The following is a 20,987-nucleotide window of genomic DNA, read 5'->3' on the forward strand; positions in this document are numbered from 1 at the left end:
CACTGGACACCTCCGCTGGTGGCGGGGTGGAGCCAGTTCAGAGCTTGGCTGGTGGGGTGAGGTCGGCGGCCAGGGCGGCCGGCGGCGTGTCCTTGGCCCGGCGCAGGGTGCCGGTCTTGCGGCCCCGCGCCAGCCGGCGCTGGACGTACTCGGCGAGCTTGGACAGCGCGTAGTTGACCGCGATGTAGATCACCGCGACCACGAAGTAGACCTGGATCGGGTTTTCCAGGTTGCTGATGACGAAGGAGCTGACCCGCAGCACTTCCTCGTAGCTGATGATGAAGCCGAGCGAGGTGTCCTTGAGGACCACGACGAGCTGGCTGATCAGGGCCGGCAGCATGATCCGGAAGGCCTGCGGCAGCAGGATCAGCCGGATGGTGGCGAAGCTGCTCAGGCCGATCGCCTCGGCCGCCTCCCGCTGGCCGCCGGGTAGCCCCTCCATGCCGGAGCGCAGGATCTCGCCGATGACCACGCTGTTGTACAGCGTCAGGCCGATGACCAGGTACCAGAGGATGCTGCCCAGGTCGAGGCCGAGGTCGGGCAGGGCGGTCGCGACGAAGAAGATCGTGACGACCACGGGCAGGCCGCGGAAGACCTCGACGCAGAACCGGGTGATGCCGTTCAGGACCACGGTCAGCGTGCGCAGGGCGATCGCGACCGGGCGGCTCTGGCCCACGAAGCGCCGCTTCATCAGGGCCTTGAGCTCAACGCGGAGCACGGCCAGGGCGGTGCCCACGATCAGCGACGTGATGATCGCCAGCACGGCCGCGATCAGGGTGGCCTGGAAGCCCTCGAGCAGCCGGGCCCAGACCAGCGAGAAGACCTCGTTGGACGGGTCGAGCAGCGGACCCCACAGTTCCAGGTCGAACTGGCCCTTCTCGTCGAGCGGCCGGTAGACCAGGAAGTAGGCGCCGATGGCGAGCAGGACGGTGACGACGGCGCTGACGATCAGCGTGACCCGCCGCGCCCTCGGTCCCGGGCTGTCGTAGAGGACGGTCTGCTGGCTCATCGCGCGGTCACCGCCCGCCGCTTCTCGATCCGGTCGAGGAACAGCCCGAACGGTACGGTCATCACGAGGTATCCGATCCCGATCCCGATGAACACGGGGATGATGGGCTCGCCCAGGGCGCTGGTCAGGTTCTGCGCGGAGTTGGACAGGTCGCCCACCACGCCGAAGAAGCCGGCCAGCGCCGAGTTCTTGATCATCGCGATCAGTGCGCTGCCGAGCGGCACGATCGCGGTCTTCCAGGCCTGTGGCAGCACGATCAGCCGCAGGTTCTGCGTGAAGGTGAGCCCGATCGCCCGGGCCGCCTCGGCCTGGCCGGCCGGTACGGCGTTGATGCCGGAGCGGATCGCCTCACAGATGAACGCCGCCGTGTAGACACTCAACGCGATGATCGCGAAGCGGAAGTACGGCAGGTCGATGCCGAGCCGGCTGAAGATGCTCGACAGGCCGGGGATCCGCAGGAAGTCGGCGTTGGAGCCGAGTGCCGGAAGACCGAACGCGGCGAAGAAGAACACGATGGTCAGCGGACAGTTCCGGAACACCGTCACGTAGGCGGTGCCGATCCAGCGCAGCGGCGGCACCGGCGAGATCCGCATGACCGCCACGATGGTGCCCAGGATCAGGGCACCGATCGCGGCGAGCACACAGAGCTGGAAGGTGAGCCAGAACCCTCCGACGAACACGTCGAAGTGTTCGACGAGCACACTCACGTACACACTCCCGTCTCACTCACCTTCCAGCTCTGGTTTTACTCAGTAGCGTTCGACGGCCGGGCCGGTCGGGGTGTTCTCGTCGAACTTGCCGGCGGTGTCCTTCCAGGCCTTCTCGTACGTGCCGTCGCCGTAGAACTTCTCCAGCGCGTCGTTGATGAAGGTACGGAAGGCGGTGTCGCCCTTCTTCAGGCCGATGCCGTACGGCTCCTCGGTGAACTTCTCACCGGCCAGCTTGAACTTGCCCTCGTTGCGGGCGATGAAGCCGAGCAGGATGACGTTGTCCGTGGTGACCGCGTCGACCTGGCCGCTGGCCAGCGCGTCCGCGCACTTCTGGTAGACGTCGAAGACGACGAGCTGCTGGCCCTCGTTGGCCAGGTACCCCTTGATGGTCTCGGCCGGGGTCGAGCCCTGGACCGAGCAGACCTTCTTGTCGCCGGCCTTGAACGAGTCCGGGCCGGTGATCGAGCTGTCGTCGGCGCGCACCATGATGTGCTGGCCCGCGACGTAGTACGGGCCGGCGAAGTCGATGCGCTCCTTGCGCTTGGGGTTGATCGTGTAGGTCGCGATCACGATGTCGGCCTTGCTCTGCTCGATGACCTCTTCGCGGACCGCCGACGGGGTCTCGATGTATTCGATCTTGTCCTCGGGGATGCCGAGCTCGCTGGCGATCGCCTTGCCGATCTCGACGTCGAAGCCGGCCGGCTTGCCGTCCAGACCCTTCAGGCCGAAGCCGGGCTGGTCGAACTTGGTGCCGACGATGATCTTCTGCGCCTTGTTGAGGCGCTCCATCGTGCTGCCGGCCGCGAACTCCTTGCTGCCGGCGCCGGTGTCGCCACCGTCACCGTCGCCGTCACCGCCGCCACAGGCGGCCACGGTCAGTGACAGTGCCGCCACCGTAGCCAGTGTCGCGATACGGGTTACGCGCATTGTGTTTCTCCTCCTCGAAAGAGCCGGCGGCCCGGGGGGCGTGCCTGCCTCTGGTGATGACGCCTCAGTGCGTCAGGATCTTCGACAGGAAGTCCTTGGCCCGGTCGCTGCGGGGGTTGGCGAAGAACTCGTCCGGGGGAGCGTCTTCGACCAGTTGGCCGTCGGCCATGAAGATGACCCGGTTGGCGACGTGGCGGGCGAACCCCATCTCGTGGGTGACCACCACCATCGTCATGCCCTCGCTTGCCAGCGACGCCATGACGTCGAGCACCTCACCGACCATCTCCGGGTCCAGCGCGCTGGTCGGCTCGTCGAAGAGCATCGCCTTGGGCTGCATGGCGAGCGCCCGCGCGATGGCGGCCCGCTGCTGCTGGCCGCCGGAGAGCTGGGCGGGGAACTTGCTGGCCTGGTTGGCGATGCCGACCCGGTCGAGCAGCTTCATCGCCCGGTCGCGGGCGGCGGCCGGCTTCTCGCCCCGGACCTTGATCGGTCCGAGCGAGACGTTGTCGACGATGGTCTTGTGCGCGAACAGGTTGAACGACTGGAACACCATGCCGACCTCGCTGCGCAGCTTGGCCAGCGCCTTGCCCTCGGCCGGCAGGGGCTTGCCGTCGAAAGTGATGGTGCCGCTGTTGATCGGCTCCAGCCGGTTGATCGCCCGGCACAGGGTGGACTTGCCCGAACCCGAGGGGCCGATCACGACGACGACCTCGCCCCGCTTGACGGAGAGGTCTACCTTCTGGAGCACGTGCAGCGGACCGAACCACTTGTCGACCTTGTCGAGCACGATGAGTGGTTCAGCCTTCGTCACCGTCATTCCAACCGCCCTGTCCGGTATTTGATCGAGGACATCAGTCCTGGATTGAGCCACTGTAGGCGGCACGGTGTGTCAGAAAGCAACTCGGATGGTCACGGAGCGATAACACACGCCACAAGGTGCCTCCGAGGCCGGCAACATGATCGTATGGCTTACCCGTCGGCCTCCTCCGCCCTCTGGAACTGGTTGATCGACGCGCCCGTACCGGCGCGCGAGATCCGGGCGGCCCTGGCGGCGGTGCTCGGCCGTCCGGTGGCGGCGTTCGGTGTCGGCAACCCCGGTGAGCTGCCCACCGGTACGGTCCACTGCGACGTCTGGGTCGGCGGCGGCGACTTTCCCGTCCGCGTCGACTGCTACGCCGCACCGGTCGAACCGGCCGAGTCGGCGGTCGCGGCGGCGTTCGCCCGGCGGCTCGGACGCGCCTGCCTCCTGCCCGACGACACCCTCGACCCGGGCCGGCACCTGCTCGCCCAGCCGGACGCGACGATCAGGCCGGTCCATGTGAAGATCACTGAGGGTGAGGACGGCGACGACTACTCACAACTCCGGCTGTGCACGCCCACCGACCCGTGGTGCCGGGACTGGGCCCGGTACGGCCCGTCCCGCTGGGCGCCCGGCGCGGTGATCACCACCCGCGCCGCCGCCTGACCGCGCCGCCCGCCCGCCGGCCCGGACGGTGCCGGGCAGCGCCCGATACTCTGTTTCTGCTATGACTACCGCGCCGAAGAGCAGCGTCCCGCGCACCTACCAGGTGCGGACCTACGGCTGCCAGATGAACGTCCACGACTCCGAGCGGATCTCCGGGCTGCTGGAGGCGGCGGGCTACACCCCCGCCGACGGGTCGACAGACCCCGACGTCGTCATCTTCAACACCTGTGCCGTACGGGAGAACGCCGACAACCGGCTCTACGGCAACCTCGGCCACCTGCGCCCGACCAAGCTCCGCCGGCCCGACATGCAGATCGCGGTCGGTGGCTGCCTGGCCCAGAAGGACCGCGGCGAGATCGTGCGCAAGGCGCCGTGGGTCGACGTCGTCTTCGGCACCCACAACATCGGCTCGCTGCCGGCGCTGCTCGAACGCGCCCGGCACAACGCCGCCGCCGAGGTCGAGATCCTCGAATCCCTCGAGGTGTTCCCGTCGACGCTGCCGGCCCGCCGCGAGTCGACGTACGCCGGTTGGGTGTCGATCTCCGTCGGCTGCAACAACACGTGCACCTTCTGCATCGTGCCGTCGCTGCGCGGCAAGGAGAAGGACCGCCGGCCCGGCGACGTGCTCGCCGAGGTACGCGCCCTGGTCGCCGAGGGCGTGCTCGAGGTGACCCTGCTCGGCCAGAACGTCAACTCGTACGGGGTCGAGTTCGGCGACCGGCTCGCCTTCGGCAAGCTGCTGCGCGCCTGCGGCGACATCGAGGGGCTGGAACGGGTCCGGTTCACCAGCCCGCACCCGAAGGACTTCACCGACGACGTGATCGCGGCGATGGCCGAGACACCCAACGTCTGCCACTCGCTGCACATGCCGTTGCAGTCCGGCTCGGACGACGTGCTGAAGGCGATGCGCCGGTCCTACCGGGCCGAGCGCTACCTCGGCATCATCGACAAGGTCCGGACGGCGATGCCCGACGCGGCGATCACCACCGACATCATCGTCGGCTTCCCCGGCGAGACCGACGCCGACTTCGAACGGACCCTCGACGTGGTCCGCGCCGCCCGGTTCTCGTCGGCGTTCACCTTCCAGTACTCCAAGCGGCCCGGCACGCCAGCGGCCACCATGGACGGCCAACTGCCCAAGCAGGTCGTGCAGGAGCGGTACGACCGGCTGATCGCCTGCGTCGAGGAGATCACCTGGGCGGAGAACCGCAAACTGGTGGGGGAGACCGTCGAGGTGCTGGTCGCGGTCGGGGAGGGCCGCAAGGACCAGGCCACCGGCCGGATGTCCGGCCGGGCCCGGGACGGCCGGCTGGTCCACTTCGGCACCGGCGACCTCGCCGGGCAGATCCGGCCCGGCGACATCGTGCACACCACCGTCACCTACGCCGCCCCGCACCACCTCAACGCCGACGGGGCGCCACTGTCGCACCGCCGGACCCGGGCCGGCGACGCCTTCGAGGCCGGCCGCGCGCCGCGTACCCCCGGGGTCCTGCTCGGACTCCCGACGGTCGGTGCGCCACCCGCGGCGCCGGTCGCGGCCAGCGCCTGCGACCGCTGACCCCGGACACCGAAGAGGGGGCACCGTCCGCGCGGACGGTGCCCCCTCTTTTTCGGTACGTCAGCTCGCCTGCTCGGCGAGGGCCAGGAACTGCTTCTTCGACGCGAGGGCCTGCTCGGCCTCCTTGATCCGCTTCGCGTTGCCGGCGGCCTGGGCCCGGGCCAGCCGCTGCTCGGCCTCGGCCACCTGCTCGCGCATCTGAACCAGCAGCGGGTTCGCCGACGGCTCGGTGCGCCGCCAGGCGGAGTCCATCGCGACGCGTACCTTCTCGTCGATTGCCCGCAGCCGGCGGTCGAGACCGGCCGCCGCCTCCCGGGGCACCCGGCCCGCCTCGTGCCACTGGCCCTGGATCTCGCGCAGCTTGGCCTGTGCCGCGCGCGGGTCGGCGTCGACGTCGAGCGCCTCCGCCTCGGCCAGCAGCGCCTGCTTGCGCTCCAGGTTGCCGCGCTGCTCGGCGTCACGGGCCGAGAAGACCTCGCTGCGCCGGGAGAAGAAGCTGTCCTGCGCGGCGCGGAACCTCTCCCACAGCCGCTGCTCGGCCTCCTTGGACGCCCGCGGCGCGGCCTTCCACTCGCTCATCAGCTCCTTGAGCCGGTTGGCGGTGGCCGCCCAGTCGGTCGACTCGGCCAGCGACTCGGCCTCCCGGACGAGGTCGTCCTTGGCACCCTGGGCCTGCTTGCGCTGGGCGTCGAGGGTGGCGAAGTGCGCCCCGCGCCGCCGGGTGAAACCGTCCCGGGCGGCGGCGAACCGCTTCCACAACTCGCCGTCGGTCTTCTTGTCGACGCCCCGGACGGTCTTCCACTCGTCGAGGATCTCCTTGAGCCGGTCGCCGGCGGACTTCCAGCCGGTCGATTCGGCGGCCAGCTTCTCGGCCTCCTCGACCAGGGCGGTCTTGCGGGCCACCGCCTCGGTCCGGGCCGCGTCCCGGGCGGCCCGCGCCTCGCCCGCCTTCTGCTCGGCGGCGGCGGCGAGCTTGTCGAGCCGCTCGGTGAGCCCGTCGATGTCGCCGACGACGTGTGCCTCGGCGAGCGAGGCCCGCAGCCGCTTGACGGTCGTCAACGAGTGGGCCGCGTCGGCCGCACCCGAGTTGAGCCGCGTCTCGGTCAGATCCACCTCGGTCACCAGGTCGGCAAAGCGGCGCGCGAAGTGGGCCAGACCTTCCTCGGGTGCGCCCGCCTGCCAGGAACCGACGACGCGCTCGCCTTCGGCGGTCTTGACGTAAACCGTGCCGTCCGCGTCAACCCGTCCGAAGGTCGTCCAGTCGCTCATGTGCCCATCCTCGTTCTCCCGGCGCCGCCGGGCGGTTCAGCCCGGCGATGGCCGCCACAGCGCAGTGAGATTGCAGCGAAGTTTCCCAGGGGCATTCTCACAGGTCCGCCCCGGTCCGCGTCGAGCGCCTGAGGGCGACCGTGACCATACGGTGTCCTAGTCGGCCCCGACGGGTGTATGAGCCGGTGTACAGTCGCCGCCCGCTACGGTGGTCGCGTGTCCCTGGTCGCCGCAGCCGTCTGCCCACACCCGCCGGTCATCGTCCCCGACATCGCCGGTCGGGCGGCCTCCGAACTCGACGATCTCCGTGCGGAGTGTGACGCGGCGGTCGCGCGACTCGTCGGTTCCGGTGCCCGTACGATCGTGGTCGTCGGGGCAGATGATGAGCAAAAGACGTATGTATCCCCTTTCATCGGTTCTTTCGCTCCGTGGGGAGCGCCGATGACGGTGACCGTCGGCGCAGCCGCCGCGAACCGTGTTGCCGCCCCTACGGACGGTGCTGCCGCCCCCGCCGACCGGCCGCTGCCGCTCAGCCTGCTCGTCGGCGCCTGGCTCCTCGACCGGGCCGGCCGGCCGTCCACCGGCGCGGCACCCGCGATCGCGATGGAGACGGTGGCCGCCGGACAGACGCCCGCGGACTGCGCCGCCCTCGGCGCCCGGCTCGCCGCCGATGCCGGCGGCGAACCGTGGGCACTGCTGGTGATGGGCGACGCGTCGGCGTGCCGGGGCCAGAAGTCACCCGGATACGACGACCCGCGCGCGCGGGCGTACGACGAGGCGGTCGCCGCGGCCCTGGCCGGCGCGGACGTCGACGCCCTGCTCCACCTCGACCCGGCGCTGTCGGCCGAGCTGCTGGTCGCCGGGCGCGCGCCGTGGCAGGTGCTCGCCGGTGCCGCGGCCACAACCGGCCGACCGTGGCACGGCCGGTTGTCCTACCACGACGCTCCGTATGGCGTTACCTACCTCGTCGCCACCTGGGCCCCGGCGTGACCGCCGCCCCGGACCGGCCGGCGGGCCGGCCCGGCCCGGTCGTGGCGGTCGTCGGGCCGACCGCCGCCGGCAAGTCGGCGCTGAGCATCGCGCTGGCCCACGAACTGGACGGCGAGGTGGTCAACGCCGACTCGATGCAGCTCTACCGGGGCATGGACATCGGCACCGCCAAGCTCACCCCCGCCGAACGCGACGGCGTGCCGCACCACGTCCTCGACATCTGGGACGTCACCGAGCCGGCCAGCGTCGCCGAATACCAGCGCCTGGCCCGCGCCGCCGTCGACGACATCCGGGCCCGGGGTCGGGTCCCGCTGCTGGTCGGCGGCTCGGGACTCTACGTACGCGCCGTACTCGAGGAGTTCGAGTTCCCCGGCACCGACCCGGCCCTGCGGCAGCGGCTGGAGGACGAACTCGCCGCGACCGGCCCGGCACCGCTGTACGCCCGGCTGAGCGCCGCCGACCCGGCCGCCGCCGAGAAGATCCTGCCCGGCAACGGCCGGCGGATCGTGCGCGCCCTGGAGGTGATCGAGCTGACCGGCCGCCCGTTCACCGCCGCCCTGCCCGAACCGAAGCCGTACTACGACAGCGTGCAGCTCGGCGTCGACCTCGACACCGCCGTACTCGACGAGCGGATCGCCCGCCGGGTCGACGCGATGTGGGCGGCCGGCCTCGTCGACGAGACCCGGCGGCTCGCGCGGGTCGGGCTCCGCGACGGCCGTACGGCCGGCCGCGCGCTCGGATACCAGCAGGTCCTGGCCTTCCTCGACGGGGTGGGAACCGAGGCGGACGCGCACGACGAGACGGTACGGCTCACCCGCCGGTTCGTCCGCCGGCAGCGGTCCTGGTTCCGCCGCGACCCCGGCGTCCACTGGCTCGACCCGACCCGCCCCGACCTGCTGCCGGCCGCCCTGACAGCGGTCCGGGCGGATCGGGAATGATGGGACCGTGCAGTTCACCAAAGGCCACGGCACCGGCAACGACTTCGTGATCCTCGACGACCCCGAGGGCCACCTCCCGCTCACGCCGGATCTCGCCGCCGCGCTCTGCGACCGGCGCCGGGGCATCGGCGGTGACGGCGTACTGCGGGTCGTGCGGACCGCCAACCACCCGGCGGCGGCCGGCTACGCCGACCGGGCCGAATGGTTCATGGACTACTGGAACTCCGACGGCTCGCTGGCCGAGATGTGCGGCAACGGCGTACGCGTCTTCACCCGCTACCTGTCCTCGATCGGCGTGACCGGCTCGCCCGACACCGGCCTGCCGGTGGCGACCCGGGCCGGCGTCGTGCACGCACTCGTCGGACCCGACGAGATCGCCGTCGACATGGGTCAACCCCGGGTGTACGGCCGCAGCACCGCGACCCTCGACGGGCTGGTCCTGCCCGGCGCCGCCGTCGACTGCGGCAACCCGCACCTGGTCTGCGCCCTGCCCGCCGGCGTCGAGTTGGCGGCCCTCGACCTCACCCGGGCACCCGAGTTCGACCGGGCGCTGTTCCCGGCCGGCGTCAACGTCGAGTTCGTGACGCCCGGCGAACCGCTCGACGGCACCGACCTGCACACCCTGATGCGGGTGTACGAACGCGGCTCCGCCGAGACCCTGTCGTGCGGGTCGGGCGCCTGCGCCGTCGGAGCGGTGGCGCTGCGCGACGCCGGGCTGGACACCGGAGTGGTGGCGGTCGACGTGCCGGGCGGCCGGCTGACCGTCACCATCGACGAGCGCACCTGCTGGCTGGCCGGGCCCGCCGTCCTGGTCGCCAGGGGCGAGGTCGACGAGACGGCCCTGCGGAGCTGACCCGCCGCTGCGGGCCCGTACCCGGGCATGTTCCCCGCTCTTCAGGGCCTGCGCCCTGCGCTGGCGTGCTCTGCCTGGCGGCGCGCTGCTCGGGGTGCTCCGCGTGGCGGCGCCCTGCTCGGGGCGGGCCGCGCGGGGCGTGTGCCGCTCGGCGGCGTGTGCCGCTCGGCGGCGTGCTGCTCGGTGTGCGCAGCTTGGCGGCGTGCTGCTCGTGGTGTGCGCCGCGGGGGTGTGCGTTGCTCGGGGTGCACCGCGTGGAGGCGCCCGACTTCTGGTGTGCGCCGCCCCGGGCGCCGCTCGGGCGCGCCGATCAAGGACAAATCGTGCCCGCTGTGTCATGGCTGTCGCGCAACAGCTCCGTGATCGACGGGGCGCCTTGATCGTCTGTCGTTCAGACACTCGGAGACCGGCGTGTCGGGTGTCTGAACCGCAGACGATCGAGACCGTCGACGCCGACCGGCCGGAGGCGGGGTATCGCTGTCCGGGCCCACAGCGAATTCGGCGTAACCACAGCGAATTCGCTGTGGAGCTCAGCAGCAACCTTGCCCTGCCCCACCGCACCAATTCATAGGAGCGGAGCGTGGCGTGATCGCGGACACCCGTTGATCGTCTGCTGGTCCGCCGGTCGACACGCCCTGCGGCAACGGCAGACCAGCAGACGATCACGACAGACCGATGGACGATCACGGCAGGGCAGTAACGTCCCCACGACCGGCCACCCGCCGACGGCCGCCACTGCACCGTGACCGCGAACCGGGGTCGCAACCGGCCGGACCACGATCGGCCGGACCACGATCGGCCGGACCACGATCGGCCGGACCACGATCGGCCGGACCACGACCGGCCGGACCACGATCGGGCGGGGCCGCAACCGGCTCGGGCCACGTCCAGCCGGGCCCACGAGCGGCCGGACGCGTCCGGCCAGGGGCGCAACCGGCCTGCTCGTCGCCCAGCCGGCCCGCTCGTCGCGTAACCACCCCGCATCCCCGCATCCCGCCACCCCACTGGCGGAACCCAGCCCCACCGGGAGGAGAGACGCAGCCCCACCGGGAGAAGAAACCCAGCCCACCCGCCGATCGAGGAGTAGTCGTGGCGCTTTTGCCCGGTTCAGACCCCGATTACCCCAAGATCGACGGACAGGGGGTGGGGCTGTGGGAGAAGGCTGAGCGGCGAGGGCGGCGAGGTCAGTTGGCCAGGGGCGGGGTGGGGGCGGCGGCTTCGGCGGCCATCTCGGGCAGGTCGGTCGGGCCGGAACTGGCGACCGCCGGTGCCTGGGCGGCGGCCCGTACGGCGGCGGCCACGGCGGGCGCGACCCGGGCGTCGAAGACGCTCGGCACGATCACGGTCGGGTTGATTTTCTCTTCGCCGACCACGTCCGCGATGGCCCGGGCCGCGGCGATCGCCATCTCCTCGGTGAACTGCTCGGCGTGCGCGTCGAGCATGCCGCGGAACACCCCGGGGAAGGCGAGCACGTTGTTGATCTGGTTGGGCTGGTCGGAGCGGCCGGTGGCGACGACTGCGGCGTGCTTGCGGGCCTCCCGCGGGTCGACCTCGGGGTCGGGGTTGGCCAGCGCGAAGACGATCGAGTCGGGGGCCATCGTGGCGATGTCGTCGCCGGTGAGCAGGTTGGGGGCGCTGACCCCGATGAAGACGTCGGCGCCGCGGATGGCGCCGCGCAGGTCGCCGGCGTACCCGTCGCGGTTGGTGTTCTCGGCCAGCCACTGCCAGGCCGGGTTGAGGTCGGGCAGGCCGGGGTGGAGGGCGCCCTGACGGTCGTACGCGATGATGTCGCCGACGCCCTGGCGCAGCAGCAGCTTCATGATCGCGGTGCCGGCCGCGCCGGCACCGGAGACGACGACGCGGACGTCGGCCAGTTTCTTGCCGACGACGCGCAGCGCGTTGGTCAGCGCGGCGAGCACGCAGATGGCGGTGCCGTGCTGGTCGTCGTGGAAGACCGGGATGTCCAGCAGGTCACGCAGCCGGGCCTCGATCTCGAAGCAGCGCGGCGCGGCGATGTCCTCCAGGTTGATGCCGCCGTACGCCGGCGCGATCGCCCGCACGATGGCGACGATCTCGTCGGGGTCCTGGGTGTCGAGCACGACCGGCCAGGCGTCGACGCCGCCGAAGCGCTTGAAGAGGGCGGCCTTGCCCTCCATGACGGGAAGGGACGCGGCCGGGCCGATGTTGCCGAGTCCGAGGACCGCGGATCCGTCGGTGACGACGGCGACCGTGTTGCGTTTGATGGTCAGCCGGCGGGCGTCGTCCGGGTTCTCGGCGATGGCCAGGCAGACCCGCGCGACACCGGGGGTGTACGCCCGGGACAGTTCGTCACGGGTGCGCAGCGCCACCTTCGGGGAGACCTCGATCTTGCCGCCGAGGTGCAGCAGGAACGTCCGGTCGGACACCTTGCGTACGTCGACCCCGGGCAGGTCGACCAGTGCCTTGACGACCTGGTCGGCGTGGGCGGAGTCGGCGGTGTCGCAGGTCAGGTCGACCACGACGGTGGCCGGGTCGGAGTCGACGACGTCCAGGGCGGTGACGATGGCGCCCGCATCACCGACGCAGGTGGTGAGCCGGCCGATCGCCGAGGCGTCGGCGGTGACGCCGATCCGGATCGTGATCGAGAAGCCGGCGCTGGGCAGGCGGGTCGTCGCCACGGGGGTTCCCTCCGTCGTTGGATGCGGCCGGCGGGCCGCGGGGAATGTCACGCGGCCGGCGCGGGCCGCGGACGGGCGGCCAGCGGCCGCCACATGGCATTGTCGCGCGACGCGGTCGGGGCGTCGCCGACCCCCGGGTTACCGGTGAGTCACCTCATTTCCGCGACCGCCGCCGGTGGCCGGAATGGCGGCGGCGCGCCGGCATTTATGGATGCGGTGGGCGCGTCGGCGTGTCACGATCGAAGCCTGAGGAGGCAACTTTTGCGTACATACCGGGCCGACGAGTCGGCCGTCCCCACCTTCGACCTCGACGACGACACCGAGGCCACGACGGGTGAACTCGAGCTGGAGGACCGTAACGCGCTGCGCCGCGTAGCCGGTTTGTCCACCGAGCTCACCGACGTCACCGAGGTCGAATACCGGCAGTTGCGGCTGGAGCGGGTCGTCCTGGTCGGGGTCTGGACCGATGGTTCGGTCACCGACGCGGAGAACTCCCTCACCGAACTGGCCGCGCTCGCCGAGACCGCCGGCTCCCAGGTCCTGGAGGGGCTCATCCAGCGCCGGGGCCGACCCGATCCGGCCACCTACATCGGCCGGGGCAAGGTCGGCAGCCTGGGCGACGTCGTCGTGTCCAGCGGCGCCGACACCGTCATCTGCGACGGGGAACTCTCCCCGTCCCAGCTCCGCAACCTGGAGCAGCAGGTCAGGGTCAAGGTCATCGACCGTACGGCCCTGATCCTCGACATCTTCGCCCAGCACGCCAAGAGCAAGGAGGGCAAGGCGCAGGTGGAGCTGGCCCAGCTCGAATACCTGCTGCCCCGGCTGCGTGGTTGGGGTGAGGCGCTGTCGCGGCAGAGCGGCGGTAGCGCCCGCGGCGGCGGTGCCGGCGGCGGCGTCGGCCTGCGCGGTCCCGGTGAGACGAAGCTGGAGACCGACCGCCGACGGATCCGCACCCGCATCGCCCGGCTGCGCCGGGAGATCAAAGGCATGCGGACCGTACGCCAGACCAAGCGGGCCCGCCGGTCGCGCAACGAGGTGCCGGCCGTGGCCATCGCCGGCTACACCAACGCCGGCAAGTCCAGCCTGCTCAACCGGCTGACCGGTGCCGGGGTGCTGGTCGAGGACGCGCTGTTCGCCACCCTCGACCCGACCACCCGCCGGGCGCAGACCGGCGACGGCCGGGTCTACACCCTGTCGGACACGGTCGGCTTCGTCCGGCACCTGCCGCACCAGATCGTCGAGGCGTTCCGCTCGACGCTGGAGGAGGTCGCCGACGCCGATTTGGTCGTGCACGTCGTCGACGGGGCACATCCCGACCCCGAGGAGCAGGTCCGCGCCGTACGCGAGGTGCTCGCCGAGGTCGGCGCCGACCGGCTGCCCGAGCTGCTGGTCGTCAACAAGACCGACGCCGCCGACGAGGAAACCCTGCTGCGGCTCAAGCGGGAGTGGCCGGACGCCGTCCTCGTCTCCGCCCGGGCCAACCGGGGCATCGACGAACTCCGGTCGGTGATCGAGAGCCGGCTGCCGCGGCCGGCCGTCGAGGTCCGGGCGGTGCTGCCGTACGACCGGGGTGACCTGGTCGCCCGGGTGCACCGCCGGGGCGAGGTGCTCGGCACCTCCCACCTGCCGGAGGGCACGCTGTTGCACGTACGCGTCGACGAGGCTCTCGCCGCCGAACTGGACCCCTTCCGGGCCGACGGAAAGCGCTGAGTTGTTGCACCCAGCGTGATTGATCACGGCGTAACACAGGGGTCGCGCGCAACGTGCGACACTGGGCGAATGCGGCGTGTCATGTCAGGGGTCGTGGTTGCCTGCGGCCTGGTCGGGATCGGCTTGGCGCTCACCGGAGGACCGGTGGCGGCCGCACCGACACCCAGTCCGTCCGGGGCTCCCGAGGTGCCGAAGGCGTCCGGCGAAGAGGTCTGCACGGTCACCGACAACCGCACGCGGGAGCTCTCCGGCATCATCGCCACCGAGAGCGGCTACATCGTCGTCAACGACGGCACCGACATCCAGTCCCGCAAACGGGTCTTCTTCCTCGACGACAAGTGCAAGGTCGTCAAGGACGTCTCGTTCCCGAGCAGTCCGCGCGACCCCGAGGACCTGGCGTTGTCGCCGGACGGCAACACCGTCTGGATCGCCGACATCGGCGACAACGCCACCAACGACGAGCGCCGGCCGCACGTCGCGCTGTGGAGCATGCCGGTCGACGGGTCGACCCGGCCGGTGATCCACCGGGTCGCCTACCCCGAGCGCGAGCCGCGGGACGCCGAGGCGCTGCTGATCGCGGCCGACGGCACGCCGGTCATCGTCTCCAAGACGACCGGCAAGGCCGAGATCTTCGTACCCGAGGGGCCGTTGCAGGCCAACAACGAAGAGCCGGTGTCGATGCGCAAGGCCGGCGAGCTCACCCTGCCCCGGACCCAGACCGAGAACCCGCTGCTCGCGGCCGGCCGGCTCACGGTCACCGGCGCGGCCCGCTCGGCCGACGGCCGCAAGGTCGTGCTGCGTACGTACGCGGACGCCTTCGAGTGGGACGTGCCCGACGGCGACATCGTCAAGGCGCTGACCACCGGTACGCCCCGGGTCACCCCGCTCGCCGACGCGTTCGGCGAGGGGATCAGCTTCAGCGCCGACGGCTCGAAGTACGTGACGGTCTCCGACGTCGGCACCCTCGGCGACGACTCCGACGTGATCATCATGAGCTACACCCCGACCAGGGTGGAGGCCACGCCGGCCGGGGACGACCCGGCCGGCGGCAACGAGCAGTCGTGGTTCGACACGCTGAGCCTCCAGGACATCACCTACCTGATCGCCGCGGTCGGCGTGGTCGGCGCGCTGATGGTCGGTGCCGGCATCTTCGGCATCGTCCAGGCCCGCCGGCGCGGCGGCAAGACCGCCGCCGAGCCGCCGAAGAAGGTCGGCCGGCAGCCGGTGAAGGGGGCTGTCGCGCCGCCACCGGACCGCCGGCGGGGCGACGACTTCGACCGCTCCGGCCCGGTGGACGACCGGGCGGGCGGCGGTGTCTACGGTGGCCGGCCGGGCGGCGGCGGGCGTTCGGCCGGTGGTGGCGGCGTCTACGGCGGCCGGTCCGGAGCCGGCGGCGCGACCGGCGGCTCGACCGGTGGTGGCGGCGTCTACGGCGGGCGTTCGGCCGGTGGTGGCGGCGTCTACGGCGGCGGCACCCGGGACGGCGGTTCGTCGGGCGGCCGCGGTGGCGGTGGCGGTGTCTACGGCGGCGGCCGCGACTACCAGGACGGCGGCGATTCCCGCGGTGGCTGGGACCGCCGCGACGACCCCGAACCGTATGGCGACCCGCGGCGGCGCCCCGCCGGCGGGAGCTCGCCCGGACGGGCCCGCCCGGGCGACTATCCGCCGGCCGGCTACGACGACCACGCCGGGGCGTACGGGCCGGCGCAGGGCCACCACCCGCACTGACCGTCAGGCCGTCGGTGGTCCGGGCGGGCGGCCCCGACCACCGACGGCACCGTGCCTCAGATGCGGCGGAGCACCGCCACGACCCGGCCCATGATGGTGGCGTCGTCGCCGGGGATCGGGTCGAAGGCCGGGTTCTGCGGCATCAGCCAGACGTGCCCGTCGCGCAGCCGGTAGGTCTTCACCGTGGCTTCGCCGTCGAGCATCGCCGCGACGATCTCGCCCGAGTTGGCGTTCGGCTGCTGGCGTACGACCACCCAGTCGCCGTCGCAGATCGCCGCGTCGAGCATCGAGTCGCCCTTGACCTGGAGCATGAAGACCTCGCCCTCGCCGACGAGTTCGCGGGGGAGCGGGAAGACGTCCTCGACCGCCTGCTCGGCGAGGATCGGCCCACCGGCGGCGATCCGGCCCAGCATCGGCACGTACGCCGGCTTGGGCCGCTGCGCCCGGGCGGCCTCGTCGTCGACCAGGTCGTTCGGCGGGCGTACGTCGACCGCCCGCGGGCGGTTGGGGTCGCGGCGCAGGAAGCCCTTGCGTTCCAGTTCCTTGAGCTGGTAGGCGACGCTGGACGGGGAGACCAGGCCGACGGCCTCGCCGATCTCACGCACGCTCGGCGGGTAGCCGTAGCGCTCCACCCAGTCGCGGATGAACTCCAGGATGCGTCGTTGCCGGGCGGTGAGGTCCGGGGTGGCGAGGTCGGGGAAGGTGCTCACCACCGGGGTCACCGCCCGTAGGTTGGGCGCGCTGGCGCGGGCCCGGGCCGGACCCTTGCGGCGGGTGGTCGCCGGTGCCGGAGCGAGATCCTTCTGCGGTTGCTGCTGCCGGCTCGTCCGGTCGTCGGTCGACACGTCCGTCCTCCCTGGTCGGCGTCGGGTGCCTTGTCGGCTCGTGGTGCGTATCGGGGGGTGGTGCTGAGCGGTTGTGTTCGTGGGGCCGGTCGGTTTCGCTGGGGTGATCGGATCGCCCTGTCGCGGAATCGGTGGGCTCCGGTCGCTCATGACCGTATCGGTGGGATCGGCCAGTTTCAAACATCTGTACGACGTGGCGTCGGCGTGTCGCTTGCGAATGCTCGACATCAGTACACGTGTTCTGATAGACCCATCGTACGCGCGTTCGAACGATGGTCGTAGGATCTTGGAGGTGACCATGGTGTCGGTGCAGGTCGCGCCGGCCCGGAAGGCGCCGCGGCTGAGGCTCACCCGTCGCGGTCGGGTTGTGGTGGTGCTGTTCTTCGTGTTGGTGGCGGCCGCGGTCGCGGCCCTGGGGACGCCGCCGGCGCGGGCCTCGGATGGGTCCGTGGCCGGCGTGCCGGTAACCGCAGAGCGACCCCATCTGTTGGATGGGTGACGACGCGCCGCGACCGGCCCGTCAACTTGACCGGCGCCCCTCGGCGGCATACGGTCGACCCCTAGATGTAGTAGTCACAGGGATGTAAGTCAGCCACAGGTTGGGTTTCCAGACTGTCACCGGGATCTTCCAAGGTGTCATCGGAAGCTCCGGTTGGCGCTGAGCACAGGTCGGCCCGACGGCCCACCGCACCTCCGCACGCACCACCGACAGCGACGTTCGCCGCCCGGCGGCCGGCCGCTGTCCCGTGGCGTGCGCGGACCTCGGTGGGGCGGCGCGGCCCACCGGCGGAAGGGAGACTCGGCGATGCGGTGCCCGTACTGCCGGCACGCCGACTCGCGGGTCGTCGACTCACGCGAGGCCGACGACGGCCAGCTCATCCGCCGGCGGCGGTCCTGCCCCGAGTGCGGCAAGCGGTTCACCACCCACGAGGAGGCGGTGCTGGCCGTGGTCAAGCGCAGCGGCGTCACCGAGCCGTTCAGCCGCCTGAAGATCATCGGCGGTGTCCGTAAGGCGTGCCAGGGCCGGCCGGTCGACGACGACGCGATCGCCCTGCTCGCCCAGAAGGTCGAGGAGACCGTACGGGCCAAGGGCGCGGCCGAGCTGCCCAGCCACGAGGTCGGCCTGGCCATCCTCGGGCCGCTGCGCGAACTGGACGAGGTGGCCTACCTGCGGTTCGCCAGCGTCTACCGCTCGTTCGAGTCGCTCGACGACTTCGAACGCGAGATCGAGGCGCTGCGGGTCGCCGCGGCCGAACGGTTCCGGACCGCGAACGGGGCGGGAGCCGCCGGCGTGGCGCCGGCCGCTGACCGGACCAGCTGATTTTCATCCCGATCGTTGCGCGGCGGGTGCCGCGTGTGTCAAGGGGGCTATGAGATGTCGGGGGAGAGCGTGACGACGAGCAAAGGGCGCACACGGACCGTGAGCACGGCGGGGCTCAAGGTCGAACGGGTCTGGACGACCGAGGGGGTCCACCCGTACGACGAGGTGACCTGGGAGCGGCGCGACGTCGTCATGACCAACTGGCGGGACGGCTCGGTCAACTTCGAGCAGCGGGGCGTGGAATACCCGACCTCGTGGAGCGTCAACGCCGCCAACATCGTCACCACCAAGTACTTCCGGGGCGCGGTCGGCACCCCCGAGCGGGAGTGGTCGCTGCGCCAGCTCATCGACCGGGTCGTCAAGACCTACCGGAAGGCGGGTGAGGAACACGGCTACTTCGCCTTGCCGAAGGACGCCGAGATCTTCGAGCACGAGCTGACCTCGATGCTGCTCAACCAGGTCTTCAGCTTCAACTCGCCGGTCTGGTTCAACGTCGGCACCCAGTCGCCGCAGCAGGTCAGCGCCTGCTTCATCCTCGCCGTCGACGACTCGATGGACTCGATCCTCGACTGGTACAAGGAGGAGGGGCTGATCTTCAAGGGCGGCTCCGGCTCCGGGGTCAACCTGTCGCGGATCCGGTCCTCCCGCGAGCTGCTCTCCAGCGGCGGCACCGCCTCCGGCCCGGTGAGCTTCATGCGTGGCGCCGACGCCTCGGCCGGCACGATCAAGTCCGGCGGCGCCACCCGGCGGGCCGCCAAGATGGTCATCCTCGACGTCGACCACCCCGACATCGAGGAGTTCGTCGTCACCAAGGCCCGCGAGGAAGACAAGATCCGCGCGCTGCGGGACGCCGGTTTCGACATGGACCTCGGCGGCGCCGACATCGTCAGCGTGCAGTACCAGAACGCCAACAACTCGGTCCGGGTCTCCGACGAGTTCATGCGCGCCGTCGAGACCGGGGGCACGTTCGACCTGCGGGGCCGGCTGAACGGCGAGGTCATCGAGACCATCGACGCCAAGGACCTCTTCCGCAAGATCGCCCTGGCGGCCTGGGAGTGCGCCGACCCCGGCCTGCAGTACGACGACACGATCAACGACTGGCACACCTGCCCGGAGACCGGCCGGATCACCGCGTCCAACCCGTGCTCGGAATACCTGCACCTGGACAACTCGTCGTGCAACCTGGCCTCGCTCAACCTGATGAAGTTCCTCCGCGCCGACGGCGGGTTCGAGGTCGAGCGGTTCGTCAGGTCGGTCGAGTTCGTCATCACCGCGATGGACATCTCGATCTGCTTCGCCGACTTCCCGACCGAGAAGATCGGTGACACCACCCGCGCCTACCGGCAGCTCGGCATCGGCTACGCCAACCTCGGCGCCCTGCTGATGGCCTCCGGCCTGCCGTACGACTCCGACGGCGGCCGGTCGCTGGCCGCCGCCATCACCTCGCTGATGCACGGCACCGCCTACCGCCGCTCCGCCGAGCTGGCCGGCATCGTCGGCGCGTACGACGGCTACGCCCGCAACGCCGAGCCGCACAAGCGGGTCATGCGCAAGCACGCCGCCGCCAACGACGAGATCAAGCCGACCGGCACCGTCGCCACCGCGATCGTCCGCGAGGCCACCAAGCAGTGGACCGTCGGCAACAAGATCGGTGACAAGTCGGGCTGGCGCAACGCCCAGGCGTCGGTGCTCGCCCCGACCGGCACCATCGGCCTGATGATGGACTGCGACACCACCGGCGTCGAGCCCGACCTGGCCCTGGTCAAGTTCAAGAAGCTGGTCGGCGGCGGCTCGATGCAGATCGTCAACCAGACCGTGCCGCGCGCCCTGCGCAGCCTCGGCTACCCCGAGGAGCAGGTCGAGGCGATCGTCGAGCACATCGCCGACAACGGCCACGTGGTCGACGCCCCCGGCCTCAAGCCCGAGCACTACGCGGTCTTCGACTGCGCCATGGGTGAGCGGTCGATCGCCCCGATGGGCCACGTGCGGATGATGGCGGCGGTGCAGCCGTTCATCTCCGGCGCGATCTCCAAGACGGTCAACATGCCGGAGGCGGCCACCGTCGAGGACGTCGAGAAGATCTACTTCGAGGGCTGGAAGCTCGGCCTCAAGGCGCTGGCGATCTACCGCGACAACTGCAAGGTCGGGCAGCCGCTGTCGGCGGCCAAGCCGGCCAAGGCCGCTGCCGAGGCGGCACCGGCCGTCACCGCGGCCGCGGAGCCGGAGAAGGTCATCGAATACCGGCCGGTCCGCAAGCGGCTGCCGAAGAAGCGTCCGTCGGAGACGGTCTCCTTCTCGGTCGGCGGTGCCGAGGGCTACCTCACCGCGTCGTCGTACCCCGACGACGGCCTCGGCGAGGTCTTCCTCAAGATGTCGAAGCAGGGCTCGACCCTCGCCGGCGTGATGGACGCCTTCTCGGTCGCCATCTCGATCGGCCTCCAGTACGGCGTGCCGCTGGAGACGTACGTCAGCAAGTTCACCAACATGCGCTTCGAGCCGGCCGGCATGACCGACGACCCGGACATCCGGATGGCCGCCTCGGTGATGGACTACATCTTCCGCCGGCTGGCGCTGGACTTCCTGCCGTACGAGCGCCGCGCCGAACTCGGCATCTTCACCGCCAAGGAGCGGGCCGCGCAGCTGCGCGCCGAGGCCGAGGCGGAGGCCGCGGCGAGCGTCGACCTGACCGGAATGGCGGCGTCGGCGCCGATCGAGACGAAGAGCGACACCGACCCCGCCCCAGCGGCGCCGGCCGAGACGGTGGCGAAGCCGGTCGCGGCGGTCGGCTCGACCACCGAACTGCTGGAGGCGGTGACCAGCAAGGCGGCCGACGCGCCGCTCTGCTTCACCTGCGGCACCAAGATGCGCCCGGCCGGTAGCTGCTACGTCTGCGAGGGCTGCGGCTCCACCTCCGGCTGCAGCTGAGCGCCTGACGCCGCTGGCGGTCGAACGGTTCGACGACGGCCGGCTCCGGGACCACGTACGGTCCCGGAGCCGGCCGTCGGCC

At 71.2% G+C, this 20,987-nt stretch carries 17 protein-coding genes; 10 read left to right on the forward strand and 7 right to left on the reverse strand.

The features are described 5' to 3' along the window. Positions 1-37 precede the first annotated feature (37 nt). From AB0I42_RS10205 to AB0I42_RS10220, 4 genes are all read right to left on the reverse strand, one after another. Positions 38-1,009, reverse strand: a complete 972-nt coding sequence (locus AB0I42_RS10205; protein ID WP_357535972.1) for an amino acid ABC transporter permease — start codon at positions 1,007-1,009, stop codon at positions 38-40. Continuing rightward, positions 1,006-1,716, reverse strand: coding sequence for an amino acid ABC transporter permease (locus tag AB0I42_RS10210; protein ID WP_357535974.1), 711 nt, complete (start codon positions 1,714-1,716; stop codon positions 1,006-1,008). Before AB0I42_RS10210 ends, AB0I42_RS10205 begins: the two co-directional genes overlap by 4 nt. 42 nt (positions 1,717-1,758) lie before the next feature. Continuing rightward, a complete protein-coding gene (locus tag AB0I42_RS10215) occupies positions 1,759-2,646 on the reverse strand; it encodes a glutamate ABC transporter substrate-binding protein (RefSeq protein ID WP_357535976.1) in 888 nt (295 codons plus the stop codon). 64 nt (positions 2,647-2,710) lie between these two features. Then, on the reverse strand, positions 2,711-3,463 hold the full coding sequence (locus AB0I42_RS10220; RefSeq protein ID WP_357535977.1) for an amino acid ABC transporter ATP-binding protein: 753 nt from the start codon (positions 3,461-3,463) through the stop codon (positions 2,711-2,713). Positions 3,464-3,610: 147 nt separating this feature from the next. Between AB0I42_RS10220 and AB0I42_RS10225 the strand changes: the two genes are divergently transcribed. Then, positions 3,611-4,111, forward strand: a complete 501-nt coding sequence (locus AB0I42_RS10225; protein ID WP_357535979.1) for a hypothetical protein — start codon at positions 3,611-3,613, stop codon at positions 4,109-4,111. 61 nt (positions 4,112-4,172) lie between these two features. Continuing rightward, positions 4,173-5,669 carry a tRNA (N6-isopentenyl adenosine(37)-C2)-methylthiotransferase MiaB gene (gene miaB / locus AB0I42_RS10230; protein ID WP_357535981.1) on the forward strand — a complete coding sequence of 499 codons (1,497 nt, stop codon included), beginning with the start codon at positions 4,173-4,175 and terminating at the stop codon, positions 5,667-5,669. Between the two features lie 60 nt (positions 5,670-5,729). Here the strand turns inward: miaB and AB0I42_RS10235 are convergent, their stop codons facing one another. Next, positions 5,730-6,938, reverse strand: coding sequence for a DUF349 domain-containing protein (locus AB0I42_RS10235; protein ID WP_357535983.1), 1,209 nt, complete (start codon positions 6,936-6,938; stop codon positions 5,730-5,732). A gap of 177 nt (positions 6,939-7,115) precedes the next feature. On the opposite strand from AB0I42_RS10235, the gene AB0I42_RS10240 reads away from it, so the two are divergent. The 3 genes from AB0I42_RS10240 to dapF are packed head-to-tail and all read left to right on the forward strand — an operon-like array spanning position 7,116 to position 9,719. Beyond that, a complete protein-coding gene (locus tag AB0I42_RS10240; protein ID WP_357535984.1) occupies positions 7,116-7,928 on the forward strand; it encodes a class III extradiol dioxygenase subunit B-like domain-containing protein in 813 nt (270 codons plus the stop codon). Further along, positions 7,925-8,866 carry a tRNA (adenosine(37)-N6)-dimethylallyltransferase MiaA gene (gene miaA / locus AB0I42_RS10245; protein ID WP_357535986.1) on the forward strand — a complete coding sequence of 314 codons (942 nt, stop codon included), beginning with the start codon at positions 7,925-7,927 and terminating at the stop codon, positions 8,864-8,866. Before AB0I42_RS10240 ends, miaA begins: the two co-directional genes overlap by 4 nt. A gap of 7 nt (positions 8,867-8,873) precedes the next feature. Then, positions 8,874-9,719: a diaminopimelate epimerase gene (gene dapF, locus AB0I42_RS10250; RefSeq protein ID WP_357535988.1), complete on the forward strand. Its 846-nt coding sequence runs from the start codon at positions 8,874-8,876 to the stop codon at positions 9,717-9,719. Between the two features lie 1,184 nt (positions 9,720-10,903). Here the strand turns inward: dapF and AB0I42_RS10255 are convergent. Then, positions 10,904-12,376, reverse strand: a complete 1,473-nt coding sequence (locus tag AB0I42_RS10255; RefSeq protein ID WP_357535989.1) for an NAD-dependent malic enzyme — start codon at positions 12,374-12,376, stop codon at positions 10,904-10,906. A gap of 261 nt (positions 12,377-12,637) precedes the next feature. On the opposite strand from AB0I42_RS10255, the gene hflX reads away from it, so the two are divergent. Next, complete coding sequence (gene hflX, locus AB0I42_RS10260) at positions 12,638-14,086, forward strand: GTPase HflX (RefSeq protein WP_357535991.1); 1,449 nt, start codon at positions 12,638-12,640, stop codon at positions 14,084-14,086. 81 nt (positions 14,087-14,167) lie between these two features. After that, on the forward strand, positions 14,168-15,814 hold the full coding sequence (locus tag AB0I42_RS10265; protein ID WP_357535993.1) for a hypothetical protein: 1,647 nt from the start codon (positions 14,168-14,170) through the stop codon (positions 15,812-15,814). Positions 15,815-15,870: 56 nt separating this feature from the next. Here AB0I42_RS10265 and lexA read toward each other — a convergent pair whose 3' ends face one another. After that, positions 15,871-16,659: a transcriptional repressor LexA gene (lexA, locus tag AB0I42_RS10270; RefSeq protein ID WP_357535995.1), complete on the reverse strand. Its 789-nt coding sequence runs from the start codon at positions 16,657-16,659 to the stop codon at positions 15,871-15,873. 292 nt (positions 16,660-16,951) lie between these two features. Between lexA and AB0I42_RS10275 the strand changes: the two genes are divergently transcribed. The 3 genes from AB0I42_RS10275 (at position 16,952) to AB0I42_RS10285 (ending at position 20,905) form a co-directional block, all read left to right on the forward strand. Beyond that, complete coding sequence (locus AB0I42_RS10275; RefSeq protein WP_357535997.1) at positions 16,952-17,158, forward strand: hypothetical protein; 207 nt, start codon at positions 16,952-16,954, stop codon at positions 17,156-17,158. A 306-nt stretch (positions 17,159-17,464) separates the two neighbouring features. Beyond that, complete coding sequence (gene nrdR / locus AB0I42_RS10280; RefSeq protein WP_357535999.1) at positions 17,465-17,980, forward strand: transcriptional regulator NrdR; 516 nt, start codon at positions 17,465-17,467, stop codon at positions 17,978-17,980. Positions 17,981-18,034: 54 nt separating this feature from the next. Next, positions 18,035-20,905, forward strand: a complete 2,871-nt coding sequence (locus AB0I42_RS10285) for a vitamin B12-dependent ribonucleotide reductase (RefSeq protein ID WP_357536001.1) — start codon at positions 18,035-18,037, stop codon at positions 20,903-20,905. Positions 20,906-20,987 lie beyond the last annotated feature (82 nt).

This window comes from Polymorphospora sp. NPDC050346, assembly GCF_040655695.1.
In the GTDB taxonomy this organism is placed as follows: Bacteria; Actinomycetota; Actinomycetes; order Mycobacteriales; family Micromonosporaceae; genus Polymorphospora; species Polymorphospora lycopeni.